16 protein-coding genes are annotated in these 14,770 nt (G+C 43.0%); 7 read left to right on the top strand and 9 right to left on the bottom strand.

The genetic code is table 11. The features are described 5' to 3' along the window. Positions 1-321 precede the first annotated feature (321 nt). Positions 322-744 carry a hypothetical protein gene (locus V7K67_RS26050; RefSeq protein ID WP_334731458.1) on the top strand — a complete coding sequence of 141 codons (423 nt, stop codon included), beginning with the start codon at positions 322-324 and terminating at the stop codon, positions 742-744. 102 nt (positions 745-846) lie between these two features. Here V7K67_RS26050 and V7K67_RS26045 read toward each other — a convergent pair whose 3' ends face one another. The 3 genes from V7K67_RS26045 to apcB form a co-directional block, all read right to left on the bottom strand. Further along, positions 847-1,182, bottom strand: coding sequence for a XisI protein (locus tag V7K67_RS26045; RefSeq protein ID WP_334731459.1), 336 nt, complete (start codon positions 1,180-1,182; stop codon positions 847-849). After that, complete coding sequence (locus tag V7K67_RS26040; RefSeq protein ID WP_334731460.1) at positions 1,170-1,589, bottom strand: element excision factor XisH family protein; 420 nt, start codon at positions 1,587-1,589, stop codon at positions 1,170-1,172. The genes V7K67_RS26045 and V7K67_RS26040 overlap by 13 nt, the downstream gene beginning before the upstream one ends. 211 nt (positions 1,590-1,800) lie before the next feature. Further along, complete coding sequence (gene apcB / locus V7K67_RS26035; protein ID WP_179065502.1) at positions 1,801-2,310, bottom strand: allophycocyanin subunit beta; 510 nt, start codon at positions 2,308-2,310, stop codon at positions 1,801-1,803. A 357-nt stretch (positions 2,311-2,667) separates the two neighbouring features. Here apcB and glnA point away from each other — a divergent pair, with 357 nt between their 5' ends. After that, complete coding sequence (gene glnA / locus V7K67_RS26030) at positions 2,668-4,092, top strand: type I glutamate--ammonia ligase (RefSeq protein ID WP_334731461.1); 1,425 nt, start codon at positions 2,668-2,670, stop codon at positions 4,090-4,092. A 112-nt stretch (positions 4,093-4,204) separates the two neighbouring features. Here glnA and V7K67_RS26025 read toward each other — a convergent pair whose 3' ends face one another. Next, the gene (locus V7K67_RS26025) at positions 4,205-4,405 is read right to left on the bottom strand and encodes a hypothetical protein (RefSeq protein ID WP_179065504.1); all 201 of its coding nucleotides are present in this window, start codon (positions 4,403-4,405) and stop codon (positions 4,205-4,207) included. A 447-nt stretch (positions 4,406-4,852) separates the two neighbouring features. Between V7K67_RS26025 and V7K67_RS26020 the strand changes: the two genes are divergently transcribed. Then, positions 4,853-5,023, top strand: coding sequence for a hypothetical protein (locus V7K67_RS26020; RefSeq protein WP_334731467.1), 171 nt, complete (start codon positions 4,853-4,855; stop codon positions 5,021-5,023). Positions 5,024-5,083: 60 nt separating this feature from the next. On the opposite strand, the gene V7K67_RS26015 is transcribed toward V7K67_RS26020, so the two are convergent. From V7K67_RS26015 to V7K67_RS26005, 3 genes are all read right to left on the bottom strand, one after another. Next, complete coding sequence (locus V7K67_RS26015; protein ID WP_335168988.1) at positions 5,084-5,263, bottom strand: hypothetical protein; 180 nt, start codon at positions 5,261-5,263, stop codon at positions 5,084-5,086. 722 nt (positions 5,264-5,985) lie between these two features. Further along, positions 5,986-6,210, bottom strand: a complete 225-nt coding sequence (gene patX / locus V7K67_RS26010; protein WP_334710070.1) for a heterocyst-inhibiting protein PatX — start codon at positions 6,208-6,210, stop codon at positions 5,986-5,988. Between the two features lie 107 nt (positions 6,211-6,317). Beyond that, positions 6,318-8,153, bottom strand: a complete 1,836-nt coding sequence (locus V7K67_RS26005) for an FAD-dependent oxidoreductase (RefSeq protein WP_335168986.1) — start codon at positions 8,151-8,153, stop codon at positions 6,318-6,320. 212 nt (positions 8,154-8,365) lie between these two features. Between V7K67_RS26005 and V7K67_RS26000 the strand changes: the two genes are divergently transcribed. The 4 genes from V7K67_RS26000 (at position 8,366) to V7K67_RS25985 (ending at position 11,505) form a co-directional block, all read left to right on the top strand. Beyond that, a complete protein-coding gene (locus V7K67_RS26000; protein ID WP_334730983.1) occupies positions 8,366-9,382 on the top strand; it encodes a Gfo/Idh/MocA family protein in 1,017 nt (338 codons plus the stop codon). Next, positions 9,382-10,158, top strand: coding sequence for a type I methionyl aminopeptidase (map, locus tag V7K67_RS25995; RefSeq protein WP_334710073.1), 777 nt, complete (start codon positions 9,382-9,384; stop codon positions 10,156-10,158). The genes V7K67_RS26000 and map overlap by 1 nt, the downstream gene beginning before the upstream one ends. A 33-nt stretch (positions 10,159-10,191) precedes the next feature. After that, positions 10,192-10,821: a restriction endonuclease subunit R gene (locus V7K67_RS25990; protein WP_334730982.1), complete on the top strand. Its 630-nt coding sequence runs from the start codon at positions 10,192-10,194 to the stop codon at positions 10,819-10,821. 69 nt (positions 10,822-10,890) lie between these two features. Continuing rightward, positions 10,891-11,505 (top strand): Uma2 family endonuclease, encoded by a 615-nt coding sequence (locus V7K67_RS25985; protein ID WP_334730981.1) that lies wholly within the window; start codon positions 10,891-10,893, stop codon positions 11,503-11,505. A 59-nt stretch (positions 11,506-11,564) separates the two neighbouring features. On the opposite strand, the gene V7K67_RS25980 is transcribed toward V7K67_RS25985, so the two are convergent. Further along, entirely contained in the window at positions 11,565-12,944 is a 1,380-nt protein-coding gene (locus V7K67_RS25980) for a pentapeptide repeat-containing protein (RefSeq protein WP_335168983.1), read from the bottom strand. Positions 12,945-13,177: 233 nt separating this feature from the next. After that, complete coding sequence (locus V7K67_RS25975; protein ID WP_334730979.1) at positions 13,178-14,542, bottom strand: DUF3370 domain-containing protein; 1,365 nt, start codon at positions 14,540-14,542, stop codon at positions 13,178-13,180. Between the last annotated feature and the right edge of the window lie 228 nt (positions 14,543-14,770).

Genomic DNA, 14,770 nt, shown 5'->3' with positions numbered 1-14,770 from the left:
AGATGGATCTGCTTGTGTGTTTAATTGCTGTAACTTCTTCACACATTAGATTTTGCCCGATTTCAGCAATAATTTACCCCCATGAACGATTACAGAAGACAAGAGACTACCACATCCTCAACCCCCCAAAAAGAACTGCCTTTTCTTATAAGCCGAGATTTTAATTTTAGACATTTAAGCATAATTACAGTTGAATAGTTTGAAGTTTCGATCTACAAAATTGTATAGACACTCACTAGTTAGGGAAAATCACTAAAATTTTCCGTAAACAAACCTCTGAGATGAGTAGTTATTACAGATACTAAAAACTTGAACTTTCTTATGAAACATCTCTTAATTGGTAGTTTATCAACCCTACTTTTCACAGCAGGAGCTTATGTTTTACCAGTTCCCTCAATGGCACAGTTTGCAAATGTCAAACAGCATTTGAATTCTCTGACTACAACTCGTGTAGCTTTTGCTAGAGGAAAAAGTAGTACCACAATTGAAAATGCCGAAAATAACATCTATATATTAAGAGCGAAAGCTAGACAAACATTGACTTTAAAAGTTAATAGTTTAGGCGCTCGTGCCAGTGTTACTCTCTATGGTGTTAATGGTAAACCTTTAAGTCCAGTTTTCGCTGGTGCTGACGGTGAAGGTAAAAGTTTTCGCCTGCGTCTTTCTAACACAGGTGATTACTATATTGTAGGCGGTTCTGGGCCGAGTAATCATTTATACAATTTCACAATTTCCATTAAATAACAACACTACGGCAAAACCTTTTGGGCATCGAAGAGTGCAGATCATCAGTGGTTAAAACGATTTGCCTCTTTTATTCTTTGGGAATGCACGACATCAAGATAATTAAGATACAGCAAAATCAGTGTATTGCCGTAGTTCAACGGGATGGAAACCCAAGACAATATCTTCGCGCAAGATACCCGCTTCTAATAATGCGTCTGCTACTGGCTGGGAAGTACCATCATATTGAATCCACACTTTATCACCAATAATATCTATATGCACCACCGAACCGTGTACGCGGCGCACTCCATCCCAACCGACGTGTAATACTTCGTAATGATCTCGTTCCGAGTCAATGACGGCTTCTGTCTCTATTTGACCGTTAGCAGGCTTATGAGTAGCATAGTCAAATATCAACTGACGAATAATTTCACGATATCGAGCTAGCTTATCCATCTGATAATCCTCTCTAGTTGCTCGTCAAAAACAATTAGGTTTATTCCTATACTATTAAGAATTAGCTGACCAAAGCGTTCGGAAAATATACCTTCGTAAACCCGCTTGGGAACTGCTAAATAAAGTTGGCGTTTTGGTTGTAGTTCTTTAAGCACGCTGCGATAAATTTCATACTGTCCTACAGCTTCCTGGAGGTCATTCACGGGAGAAGGACTCAGAAAACTTTTGATTTCAACTGCTATTTTTTGATTATCCCTCTCAGCAGCAATGGTAACTCTTTCTGCTCCAATATCTACGTAAAGTTCTCTACCCCCATAAGCGAGGTATAATGGGTCGCTGGTTATTGTCCAACCATCTGCTGTAAGTGCTTTAATGACTGCGGCGTGGTAGATGTCTCTGGCTGGCATTAGTCGAAAGATAGCTCCAAAAACACAGCTTTAATCTAGCAAAACTATTTTACAGAGGCGCGATATTCCCCTTTGGCGGCTAAAACTTGGACAAAGCCCTTTTCAACGCCTGATAGGGTTAATAAAAAAGCGATCGCTCTTTCCCAACACAGACGAAAGTGCGATCGCTATTTATAATTCTTGTGGGGCAGACACCTTGCCCACCTAAAATCTAAATATCAATCTCACTCAACTCGCGTGTGATGTGATCAAATGGTTCGTCCACAAAAGCAGTATTAAGCACACCTGCGGCTGCTACTTGTTCCTTAATCAGATCCTTAAGAATTTGGATACCGCGAACCGTAGGCCCAATAGGTACTCCTAGAGAATTGTAAGTTTCCCGCAGCCCTTGCAGCACACGTTCATCCAATACATTCGTGTTCCCTGCAACCAGTGCATAGGTGGCGTAGCGCAAGTAGTAGTCTAAATCCCGTAGACAAGCCGCATAACGACGAGTCGTATAAGAATTTCCACCAGGACGAATTAATTCTGGTAGTTCTTCATATAACTTTAAACCAGCTTGCTTGACAAGTGCAGCCGCATTAGAATTGATTGCTGCCGCCGCTTGTACTCTTGCTGTACCACTGTCAAAGTAAGACTTCAGGCTATCGATCGCATTCCGGTCAAAATACCGACCAGCTAAGTCATAATTCTTAATTAAACTTGTTACCGCATCGCGCATTCCTTCTTCTCCCAATCCTTGCTATTTATGGTTTGATATTTATTTGGCTGCACTTGGGCACCAGTAAATTTTTGTGCTATTTAAAATAGATTTGGCACAAAAACAATTTATCCACTATTTAAGGATTTTATGCCAAAGTTGACCCCTATGTGATGAACTTTCCAGTTTTGTACAGATGATCGCGGAAAGGTTAATATAACCTGTAATCCAGATATCTGTAGCACAGACTACAAAATCCGCTAATGTCTAGTATTTAAGATATTTCAGGTGTGTCACGGCTGGATTGAGATCAGCAGGGTTAGGATGCTTTGGAAGATTCTGGTATTACTTTAGGAAATTGGTAGAGAAGGAGTAACAATGACAACACCGCAAGAACTCTTGAAGAGAATTCAAGATGAAAAAATTCAGCTGATTGATCTCAAATTCATCGATACAGTAGGGACTTGGCAGCATCTCACGCTGTACCAAAACCAAATCGATGAGACTGCATTCACTGATGGCGTACCTTTTGACGGTTCTAGTATCCGGGGTTGGAAAGCAATCAACGAATCGGACATGACGATGGTACTTGACCCCAACACTGCTTGGATCGACCCATTCATGGAAGTGCCAACGCTAAGTATAATTTGTAGTATTAAGGAACCCCGTACAGGCGAATGGTACAACCGTTGCCCACGCGTTATTGCTCAAAAAGCAGTAGATTACCTGATTTCCACTGGTATTGGTGATACAGTCTTCTTTGGCCCTGAAGCTGAGTTCTTTATCTTTGACAATGCTAGGTTTGCCCAAACCGCTAACGAAGGCTACTACTTCTTAGACTCCGCAGAAGGTGCTTGGAATTCTGGTAAAGCGGGTACAGATGAAAAACCCAACTTAGGTTACAAACCACGCTTCAAAGAAGGTTACTTCCCAGTTTCACCAACGGATTCTTTTCAAGATATCCGTACAGAGATGCTGTTGACAATGGCGCAATTAGGTGTTCCCATTGAAAAGCATCACCACGAGGTTGCGACTGGTGGTCAGTGCGAACTAGGTTTCAAGTTTGGCAAGTTGATCGAAGCGGCGGACTGGTTGATGATTTACAAATATGTCATCAAGAACGTTGCCAAAAAACACGGCAAAACCGTCACCTTCATGCCAAAACCAATTTTTGGCGATAACGGTTCGGGAATGCACTGTCACCAGTCCATCTGGAAAGATGGTCAACCTCTGTTTGCAGGTGATAAGTATGCTGGTTTGAGTGAAACAGCATTATATTACATTGGTGGTCTGCTCAAACACGCACCAGCCCTGTTGGCCATTACCAACCCCAGTACCAACTCATACAAACGCCTAGTACCTGGTTATGAAGCACCCGTTAACTTGGCTTACTCCCAAGGGAACCGTTCTGCTTCTATCCGTATTCCCCTATCTGGTACTAACCCCAAAGCCAAGCGTTTGGAATTCCGTTGTCCAGATGCTACATCTAACCCCTACTTAGCATTTGCTGCAATGCTTTCTGCTGGTATCGATGGCATCAAGAACAAAATCCATCCTGGTGAACCCTTAGATAAGAACATCTATGAACTCTCTCCAGAAGAACTAGCGAAGGTTCCTTCAACACCAGGTTCCTTAGAATTGGCGTTGCAAGCACTGGAAAAAGATCACGCCTTCTTGACAGAATCAGGCGTCTTCACAGAAGACTTTATCGGAAATTGGATTGATTACAAGCTAGGCAACGAAGTCAAGCAGTTGCAGCTACGTCCTCATCCCTACGAGTTTTACCTCTACTACGATGCTTAATTAAGTACCGTATCTCACTAAGTTTATAAGTTTTGCCACCCTAGATTAGAGGGTGGCTTTTTTTTCCAGAGTTGTCAGTTGAGACATTCACTCAAAAAATCAACCTTAAAACTTAGCTCATGGAAGCATGACTGGGCCCATAAATCATCCGAGCGTTAGCATCTACCTTCCCTTGAATCGGGTTCCAGTTGTGGGATGCTTCTTCAGGAAGACCAAGTTCTTGTGCAGCCCGCATCAGTATTGATTGTTGGCGATTCTTGACTTGCTGGTGTTCACGCGCCATTAACGCACGAGATTTATCTGCGATAGACATAACCATAGCCCTCTCTATTTGGTGAATATATAATTTTTGTTTTCTTACGAGACTAATATAACAAAAATTCTGTAGCATAAGCTACTTTTTACAAAAGTTAATATATTCAACTCAAGTAATTAATTTTTGTAACTTTTACTCTTTTTTTCGTGAAGCGGCACAAAAACAGCAGTTGCAAAAACTAAGTTATCATTAAATAAAGATTTACATAATCTATTAGGACTAGTATTTGATTTTTGAAATACACGTAGTGGACTGTCTAGGCTAAAATAGTGCATTAGACGTAGGTTGGGTGGAGCGGAGCGCAACCCAACATATATCAGGATGTTGGCTTTGGCAAAGCCTCCACCCAACCTACAATTTTTTTGCTGCCGAGATTTTTTCAGAAATCAAATATGATTCCTATACATATACTTAGATTTTTTCAGAAATCAAATAGGATTCCTAATGGAACGCTTACCCCAAACATTGCTAGCGCCTGAGTTGCAATTTACTAGGATTCAGGCTGCACAAAAAGCTTGGCAGCGCGATCCACAAACGTTTATCGAGAAGTTTGTGCCAATGTTCCTCAACGGCATCCAGGGAAGAGAAAATAACCGTAAGAAAACAATGGTGTAAAAGGGCATTGGGCATGGGGCATTGGGCATTGGAAAGAAACTTGTTCAATAATTCTCCCTTCTACTCCCAGTCCCCAGTCCCCAGTCCCCAGTCCCTAGTCCCTAGTCCCCAGTCCCCAGTCCCCAGTCCCCAGTCCCCAGTCCCCAGTCCCCAGTCCCCAGTCCCCAGTCCCCAGTCCCCAGTCCCCAGTCCCCAGTCCCTTTTCTTTAAGTAAAATTCATCAAAAAAAACCAAATGCAAAATTTTGCATCTGGCCTTGGGTGTAGAATAATAACAATGACTAAGATGATCTGGCAGACACTGCTTAAATATTTATTTCATCGCGAGCCATCTGCGAGGAGAACGAAGCAGGGAGCAAGAGTAAGTCAAGAATAGTAAGATTTGTTAGCAAGTGCAATAAACCTATACTACTTCTACGAATCCATGTGCTAGATAAGCAAGAGATGAAACGAAAGAGATTTTATGCTTCGGCAAAGGACGCTAAACAAGCGTCGGAGCAAAGATCAATTTCTAGCTGATGTAGATAACCAGCTACTCAATGTATGAGAAGAAAATCTATTGGGGAATAAAGTGAAGTTGCCTTAAGACTGTTTCCTCAACAAGTAAAATGTCTGAATTGGATGTGCTTTAGATTAACTAATAGCCTAAGTAACATCTATGTCTAGAGCCGTTGAGAATTGAGACGCAAAGCTTCCCAGAAATATGAGCAACAGTTGTGTAGCTTTTGAGGAGTTGGTAATGCTGTTGATCAAGGCACTGAATTTGATTTGCGTTTTGATCGGCAGGATTGATGCCAACTATATATATAAAGCTTGCAGTTGAAATACTAAGCGATCGCTGAAGATTTTCGTGTGTCAACTGTATATATTTTTGCCAGAAAAGCTGTGCAAAAGATGTTAGTACAACATCCTGTTTTCTGGTAATTCTGTTCCTTTGGGAAAAGAGGCATTACCCTACAGTAGTTAAACCGCAGCATAGATATTTCTGAGTTTTTGTGTCACTTCTCTACGCCCACTACCGCGATGACGTGGCGCATCATCTGTACTTTGTTCAGATGCCACCAGCCACTGTTCTGAAACAGGCTTAGAAGACAGCCCTGTTGATAAGTGATTGACCATTGCTTGGCGGTTAAAAGCTAAGGGGCCGAACACCAGACTCGATATTAAAAGTGAAATGGCAGCACGCATAGCAAATGTCTATTTTGGAACTCTCCACTTCACTGATACTTAGCTTTTTGATGAATATCCGGATAATTAATCAAAAAGTATTCTGTTTTACTGAAAATAAACTCCTCTTATCCTCCGTTTAAATGTTCGACTAATAACCAATTGCCAGAGTGATTGTAACGACCCCACAATGTAACTAATTGTTCGTGGGGATAGGCGCGTAATTGCTCGTCAATGTGCGATCGCAAAGTCACAAGCTGCCAATTTTGCCCTTGATATGCGGCTGGTGTTGTGACAGTGAATCTGTATTCCTGCTGTGACAAGCGGTAAAAAATGCCTGTAAAACAGTTACTTTCCGGAATTAATGCCTTCCCCGATGGGCAAGGGCAATCGCCACTAACTGGATAGGCTTGTGGGTTCTCTAAGTAATACAGTTGCCAGTGCCGCCAATCCGAATGATTGGGGGGAAGATTAAACAAAGGAATAATTAACGCTTTTGAGCGATTATCTTCTAATAAAGCCGTTTGTAGCGTTCTAACAGGTAAATCCCTCGGCTGGCAGTTTAACTCAACACATATCGCCGCAGCCATGCCCGCTGCTTGACCAATGCCCATAACCATAGGTTGTAATCTGGTAGCGCCATTGGCAATGTGGGAGACAGAAATATTCTTCTCACAGACCAAGAAACCATCTGTTGTAGCTGGAATTAAACAACTGTAGGGAATTGTAAAAGGAGTTCCAGTCCAACGTCCTCCCCAGCGGATCGATTTAGGTTGCAGCGGGAATTGAACACCAGGATAATGATGGTCATTGGCGTAATTACCAACTGCGATTGCTTCTCCTGTCGGAGACACTCCGCGTAGCTTGCTTCCACGAAGTGGTACGCAAACGCCTGCCGTAGGATGCCCGAAGGGCTGTAGGGCGATCGCATCATTAAATATAGATGCAACTCTACCTCTGGCGATCGGCAAAATATCCTGTTCGCGAACAGTAGTTAGCCCCACTAAGCGGCGGCTTTCCCGGTAATAAGGATGCAGTGCAAAAGCTGTAGAGGTGTGAGGAAATACTTTTTCTGCTAAACCATAGCGACTACCAAGCTGATTTTGGATAAAATGGGCAAAATTTTGGCTGTGCCAGCGAGATTCTTGGATGAATTCACCTCTGGATACATCTGACTCTATCAACCTCCCTACCCCTTCGCCGTAGTCATTGCCACAGATTGGCCAATTCATCATAAATAGACCACCAGGCAAACGTCCATAATTTAAAAATGTCTCTGCTCCATAGCCATCCCAAGCACCTGTAAACTGGGATGGATTATAGTTAGGTGCAGCCGGAATTTCTGGGGCAACGGCTTCACCAAAGTCCTTCATGATGACTACATAAGTGGGCGCTTGCACAGGATATCTTTGGGTTAAAGAGTTAAAAGTCACTGGGGCGCTGGGTTCTCCCCACTCCGATTGCAATTCCCAACCCCAACGGTAAGGTATGTCAGCTAAAGCTAATAAATCTCCTAACTCTGTGCCATCGAGAATAATCTTGGCTGTGACAGCAAAATCAGCAAAGCGCACACCAGTAATCGAATCACCTTGTCGGAAGACTTCTAAAGGTACTTGTCCCGAAATCCAGTGCAAATTGGGCAATTCCTGCACCCAATCTGCAAAAATCTTTGCCCCAATCCGGGGATCGTAACTAAAAAAGCTTACCCAGCTGTTATCTAATCCTCCCGGCTGTCGTTGTCGCAATTCCTGCAAAAAGGCACCCCATAAACCCGTTTGAAAGGCTTCTAATTCATTGCCATCAGGTACAGACACTCCAGCCGAAGTCAGCATTCCCCCCAACCAAGGAAATTCACTCACCAAAATAGTTTTCGCTCCCCGTCGCGCCGCTTGGATAGCAGCCGCGATGCCTCCGGTTCCACCGCCAACAACTAAGACATCAGCCGTGTATGTCTGATTAACCATCACTTAACCTCACTGGAGTTCCGACATCTTCTCTCCAGATAGCTTGGCATCAGACAAGAGAATTTATGTAAGTTTGCAAGAATAGCACCAGAAGGTGGTCGATACTTTGAGGGTTCGGACGAATGTTGTAGAGTCTAGACTGGTGAACCCCATGAAGAGAGAATCTTACCACTAGAAGCGTGAGACGATCAAAAACAGAACTAGTGAGGATCATGTATAATTCAGAAGCAGCTTCGGAAAAAGCAAAAGTGCGTGTAGGTTTGGTAGGTACTGGGTATGCGGCAAAGTTTCGGGCTGAAGCATTGCTCCACGATGAGCGATCGCATTTAGTCGCAGTTGTTGGTCATACAAGAGAAAAAACCGAAAACTTTGCTAGAGAGTACCAGATTGAAACATTGAGTTCTTGGCAAGAGCTAGTAGAACGTGGAGATATAGACCTAGTTGCGATCTCTACAATTAATCGAGATCATGGTGCGATCGCTCGTGCAGCGCTGACCAACGGAAAACATGTGATTGTAGAGTATCCTCTTTCGTTGGATGTAGTCGAAGCTGAGGAACTGATTGCTTTAGCCAAAGCAAAACAAAAACTCCTGCACGTAGAACACCTGGAACTTTTGGGTGGTTTGCATCAAGCCTTGAAGCAAAACTTAGCCAAAATTGGTGAAGTGTTTTATGTTCGCTACAGCACCATCAATCCCCAAAATCCTGCACCCCGCAAATGGACTTATAACCACGAGTTTTTCGGCTTTCCCCTAATTGGTGCCCTGTCTCGCCTACATCGTCTCACAGATTTATTTGGTAAAGTATTTACAGTTAATTGTCACCAGCGATATTGGGAAATAGAACCGGAATATTATCAAACCTGTTTCTGCACTAGTCAAATTTGTTTTAACAGTGGACTTTTAGCCCAAGTAATTTATGGCAAAGGTGAAACTATTTGGCAATCAGAACGCAAGTTTGAAGTTCACGGTGAAAAAGGTGGTTTAATTTTTGATGGTGACACAGGATTTCTGATCCAACCAGAGGAGACAACACCTATAGAGGTTGGTCCTCGCCGGGGTTTATTCGCCAAAGACACGAGTATGGTGTTAGATCATCTTTTTGATGGCACTCCTTTGTACGTTACCCCAGAGGAGAGCTTGTATACCCTAAAGGTTGCTGATGCTGCCCAAAGAGCCGCACAGACAGGGTTAACTATGTTTATGAAAGATACTTTAGATAAAAATTAATGAAAACTGAACTAATTGTTATTTTATCCCAACGAGAATTAGACAAAATGCGTCAAGCTGGACGTTTAGCAGCCAAACTTCTCCAGCATCTAGAACCATTTGTGAAGCCAGGGGTTAGCACTCTTGAACTAAATGATGAAGCCGAACGTTGGACACAAGCGCATGGAGCCAAAAGTGCACCTCTTGGCTATAAAGGTTATCCGAAATCGATTTGCACTAGTGTAAATGAAGTAATCTGTCATGGCATTCCCAACGCCAAACAAATACTCAAGGAAGGTGACATCATTAATATTGATGTCACGCCCATTGTTGAAGGTTATCACGGCGATACATCCAAGACATTCTTTGTCGGTACTCCTTCCCCAAAAACGAGAAAGTTGGTGGAGGTGACAGAAGAGTGTTTACGCCTGGGTATTGCTGAAGTTAAACCTGGGGGACGCATTGGCGATATTGGGGCAGCCATTCAAGAGTATGCTGAAGCACAAGGCTTTTCTGTAGTACGAGATTTCGTTGGTCATGGCATCAGTAATATTTTTCACACTGCGCCGGATGTACCCCATTATGGCACTCGCGGTAAAGGCAAGCGCCTTAGACCGGGGATGGTTTTTACTATTGAGCCAATGATTAACGAAGGTACTTACGAAGTCGAGGTTCTGGGCGATAAATGGACTGCGGTCACGCGCGATCGCAAGCTTTCTGCTCAATGTGAGCATACCTTAGCTGTAACTGAAGATGGCGTTGAAATCCTCACCCTACCTGAAGGCGAGAATTACTAAGCTGGTAGATTTTTCTACTACTTGATTAACATTATGGTTCAAACTCTTGCTGCGGAAAATGTCACACTTGAACAACTAATATTGCTCTATGGATTAGAGTTAGTTGACTCAGAAGAATTCTTTCAAGAGTGGCAAGATGACCTACCAGAACTGACAAGCGTAGAAAAGCAGCTATTGGATCAAATAAAGGCAGGTTACATAAATTTGCGAAACTATCCGCCTTTATTAGAAAATACAGTTAACACGATTGTTTTATCGCCACTGCTATTCATTGGCAAGTTTTATTTACCTCCCTTTCACCTCAAATTAGAGAAATCTATCGAGATTGAAACACAAGACAAGCAAACTATTATCAAAGGACGAATTGACTTCTTACTTCTAAATCAAAAATTTTGGGTAACAGTTATTGAGTCTAAACAGGTTGCTTATTCGGTAGAAGCAGGACTAGACCAAATTCTGGCATATATGCTGGCTGCTCCCCAGTCACAAGATGTAGTATTTGGTATGATTACTTCTGGTGGCAGTTTTATGTTCATTAAACTGCTCAAAGGTTATCCTCCTCGCTATGCCACTTCGGATATTTTTGATGTCCGTAACCGTGGCAATGAGTTATATAATGTACTCCAGATTTTGAAGCGTATTAGTCAATTGACTTTTGCCTAATGAAAGCTAGTTAAAATAATTAAGAGCAGTATTGCTGCTCTAGTTCTGAACCTGGAAGGACAAATCTCTATGGTTTCAGCCACTATTAATACATCTACTCTTAGTTCTGAGGCATTCATTGCTGGCTATCTGGATGATGTACGCTACGAGTTAATGGACGGAGAACTAATCGACTTGGAACCCACTGGACTTCATGAACAGGTAGCTGGGTTAATTAATCGTAAGCTCAACGTAGCAATTGATCTGCTTAATTTGCCGTGGTTTATTCCCATGAAATGCCTGATTAAACCATTAGGTCAAAATTCAGCTTTTAGACCCGATGTTGTGATTCTTGATCAGATGAGTTTGGCGAATGAACCATTATGGAGGACTGAGCCAGTGATTACACTAGGCAATTCTGTAAAATTGGTCGTAGAGGTTGTCAGCACCAATTGGCAGAATGACTATGCTAGGAAAGTGGAAGACTACGAAGCTTTAGGTATTGGGGAGTATTGGATCGTAGATTATCTAGGGTTAGGAGGCAAACGCTACATTGGCTTATCCAAACAACCGGTAATCACAATTTATCAGTTAGTTGATGGAACTTATCAAGGACAACAGTTTAGGGGAACAGAACGCCTCATCTCCCAAACATTTCCAGACCTGAATTTGACCGCAGAACAGATATTTGTTGCGGGCCACTAGAGTTAGAGATTGGGGAATATATAACGCTCTTTGGGGAAAAGTATTTAAACTTGGTATAACTATCTTCCCAACTTATTAGGAATACTTTCACAACCACCAGGAATAGTACCTCTAGTTTTTTCGCCACCCCAAGTGCAACAGTAGTGACGTATAGACTCAGACATACGTTGCACATTCGTCAAATCGACATTTTCCACCACAGCGCCAGTTTGTTCGCCGGTTTCATAATCTGGTGGTTCAGTGCGACTGCGGGGTGATGCTTTATCTACTACACCGTAAAATAGACGAATCCCATTGATGTCAGCACCACTGAGATTAGCGTTATATAAAATTGTACGAGAAAGGTTGGCTTTTACTAAATCACAACCGGCCAGGTTAGCGCGGACAAGATTAGCTTCGCTGAGGTCAGTCCAACGTAAATCGGTACCAGAAAGGTCGGCGGCGGCTAGCATTACGCCTAAATCGATGACGCGCACACCTTCGAGGCGGTCTTCTGCGTATCCGCCAGTACCGTCGAGAATGGCTCTACCTAATAGGCGATCGCGTTTTAAAGGCGACAGCAACTTAGAACGTGAGAGAAAACGGAGAATTTTCGCTTTCCCACTACCATCAACACTACTTAAAATTGCCGCTGTACGTCCTTCAGCGATCGCTCTTTCTTGAGGCCAATCTTCTAATAATCCTTCTTCATCTAATACCAAGTCGGAAACGCCTTGGAAATAGGAATCAATGGTCTGTTGCTGGGTGATAATATTTTGCTGAACTGTTAGCATATTTTGCTGAATTGTCAAGTCTTTAGAAATGACATATTGTCGCCAGGCTACGTAAACGGCAATGATGGCGATGAGAATTTGCCCCAAAGCGCCAAACCATTCTGCTAGGGTTCCAGAAACGTCCCAGTTAATTTGGCGTCCTAAAACAAGTAAGCGATCGCCTACACCTGTAAATCTGATCAAGCCAATAATGGCTACTATTAGTCCCAAAAAGGCCACAAACAGGGTACGTTCTTGAGGTGAAAACCACTCGTCCAAAACTTCTTGGAACCAAGGTAATAATATCGCTAGGGATAACACCAAAGCCATCAGCGTTCCGATAATGCCGACGATCCAGTTATTGAGGATAATTCCAATAAAGGTGATGGCGATCGCGATTAGAGTAATCAGCAATGCCCTAGGCTTAACTGTGAATTGTTTGGTAGTGGGTTGCTTGAACTCAGAATGGGCTTGTTGTAAAGCAGTTGTATGCTGCGGAGATTGCAAAGATGCGTAGACGTTTAGCGGCTTGTCGTTAGACATCGCCGCTAATGCTTGTTGTGTTGCTAGCGTTTCTGATCTGAGGTTTTTCTCATTTGCATTATCGTCAAAGTCATCCGACTGCAAATCGTTTTCGGGGCCTGGTTCTGGGGTTGGTAGATTAGAGGAATTGGATTCAATCGTCATGTTTTCTATTTTGCCCCAGCAAACTCAGAACAACATCTGTTTTATCAGAAATTGCACTAAAGCCAAGACGTATATTCCCTGAGATTGAGAAATGCTTGCCCTCTGCCTTGAAAGTGCTGAGTGCTGTACATGGATAGCGGGGCGTTTAGCCCGTGCTGAGTAAAAATACCAGTCCCCAGTCCCCAGTTATTCTTTCATTCAAGGCTTTTGAAACTTGTTTCATCGGGACTGCCTTATGTTTGGTCTACAGTTTGAACTGTCAACATTTGAGGGGGCGTAGCATCAGGTGGGTAGAGAAAATCCACTTCTACCAGTCGCCGCTGGCCAGGAGATATTTTTAATTGAGCAAGCGGTTCTCCCATCTGTCCCCGTTGTTGAACTAAATGCCAGTATTTGGTTCTGGGTAAGCCATTATCGTCATTGTAGCGAATACGAACAGTGCCACGGAAAAAGACAGATGGTTCAGGTGGTGAAAAAAAGCGCAGCCCTGGTTTAGTTAACTCATCTTCTTTAATAGGCGTTTGGAAAAGCACATTTATAGTTTGCGGCTTATCTGTATTATTGAATAATGGTAGAGAGATATTGTATTCAATGCCGTAGTTGCCGTGAGCTTCGTAAGCACTACCAGGATAACGCGCCACTAGTTTCGCAGTTTGGTTTTGTCCAGTACCCATTTTGCCTGCTAAAAGGGTACTTAAACCGTAGGAAAAAGCCTGTCCTGATTTGGGAATTGTCAGGTACGAACTATTAGAGTCGGTAACTTGTGCTTGCCAACGAGAGCCAATAGCTACCCCTGCTACTCGTCCGTAAATTTCTGTTGCCCCTGCAAGCTGATCTGGAGGACTGGGGGCAGGTTCACGGGGCCCTGCAAAATCACCATTTTCTAACAAATTCTCCCATTCTTCTAAAGTGGGCGCTCGTTCACTACCATCGGGATTGGGTTTGGCAAACATGGCTAGGTTAGCTAGATAAACTGGATTATCACTATACAAATGCAACAAAGTAGAACGTCCATTCAATGGCGGGGTTAAAGGACGTACTGGAATGGGATGATTCATTAACATCCGGCTTTGTTTTGGTGGAATTACCAACTGGGCTGGCCATCCTGACTGCCGTCTGAGTCGCAGCATATCATTCATCACGCGATCGCCTGGCCCAGCATAAATGTTTCCCGAATTATTGTCCTGTATGGGGGGAAGCTTGATAAAAGGTGCATCAGGTTGACTAACATAACTAGCTGCTTGCAATATATTGACAGTTGCAGGGCGATCGCTGGGATTGTAAACAATCACCCCCAAATAAAGAGTCCGCAAATCATTTGGAGTCTCAATTGCTCTAGCAATATGGTGAGAAAATAAATCAAAGCGTCCTTGAAATGGAAAGTTCAGGTGGGCGCTGGGCACTTTTTTGCCTTGAGGAGGAAATGTAGATAGCAGAATTCCTTCACTCTGAACTACTTCTGGGTTATTACTGTTAAATACCGGTACTTCGTCAAGATGTCCTGTTAAAGGTCTTGTTTGTTGGGGGACGAAAATTTCCTGCGGTGCAGGAGAAGGCGATGCTTGAGCCAAAAACAAATAGGAAATAAAATTAAGCATTTATTCAAAAAGCAATTTATCGCTGAAGTTCAGAATACAGCATACCTAACCTCCACCCAAGCATGACAAGTTAGAGGAGCAAAACTAAATAGCCAAATTGTTATCCAACATGCATCAAAGTTCATCAGTTTGATCAACTTTAGTTTGCACCCATGTTTCAATCACTTCCCTCAACTCATTCGTCCATTGAGGGATGCCCCTCTCGAAAAAATACGCTTGGCTTGAGCG

Origin of the sequence: Nostoc sp., assembly GCF_036917155.1 — a bacterium.
Taxonomy (GTDB): domain Bacteria; phylum Cyanobacteriota; class Cyanobacteriia; order Cyanobacteriales; family Nostocaceae; genus Nostoc.
This window is presented reverse-complemented; position numbering and strand designations above follow the sequence as displayed.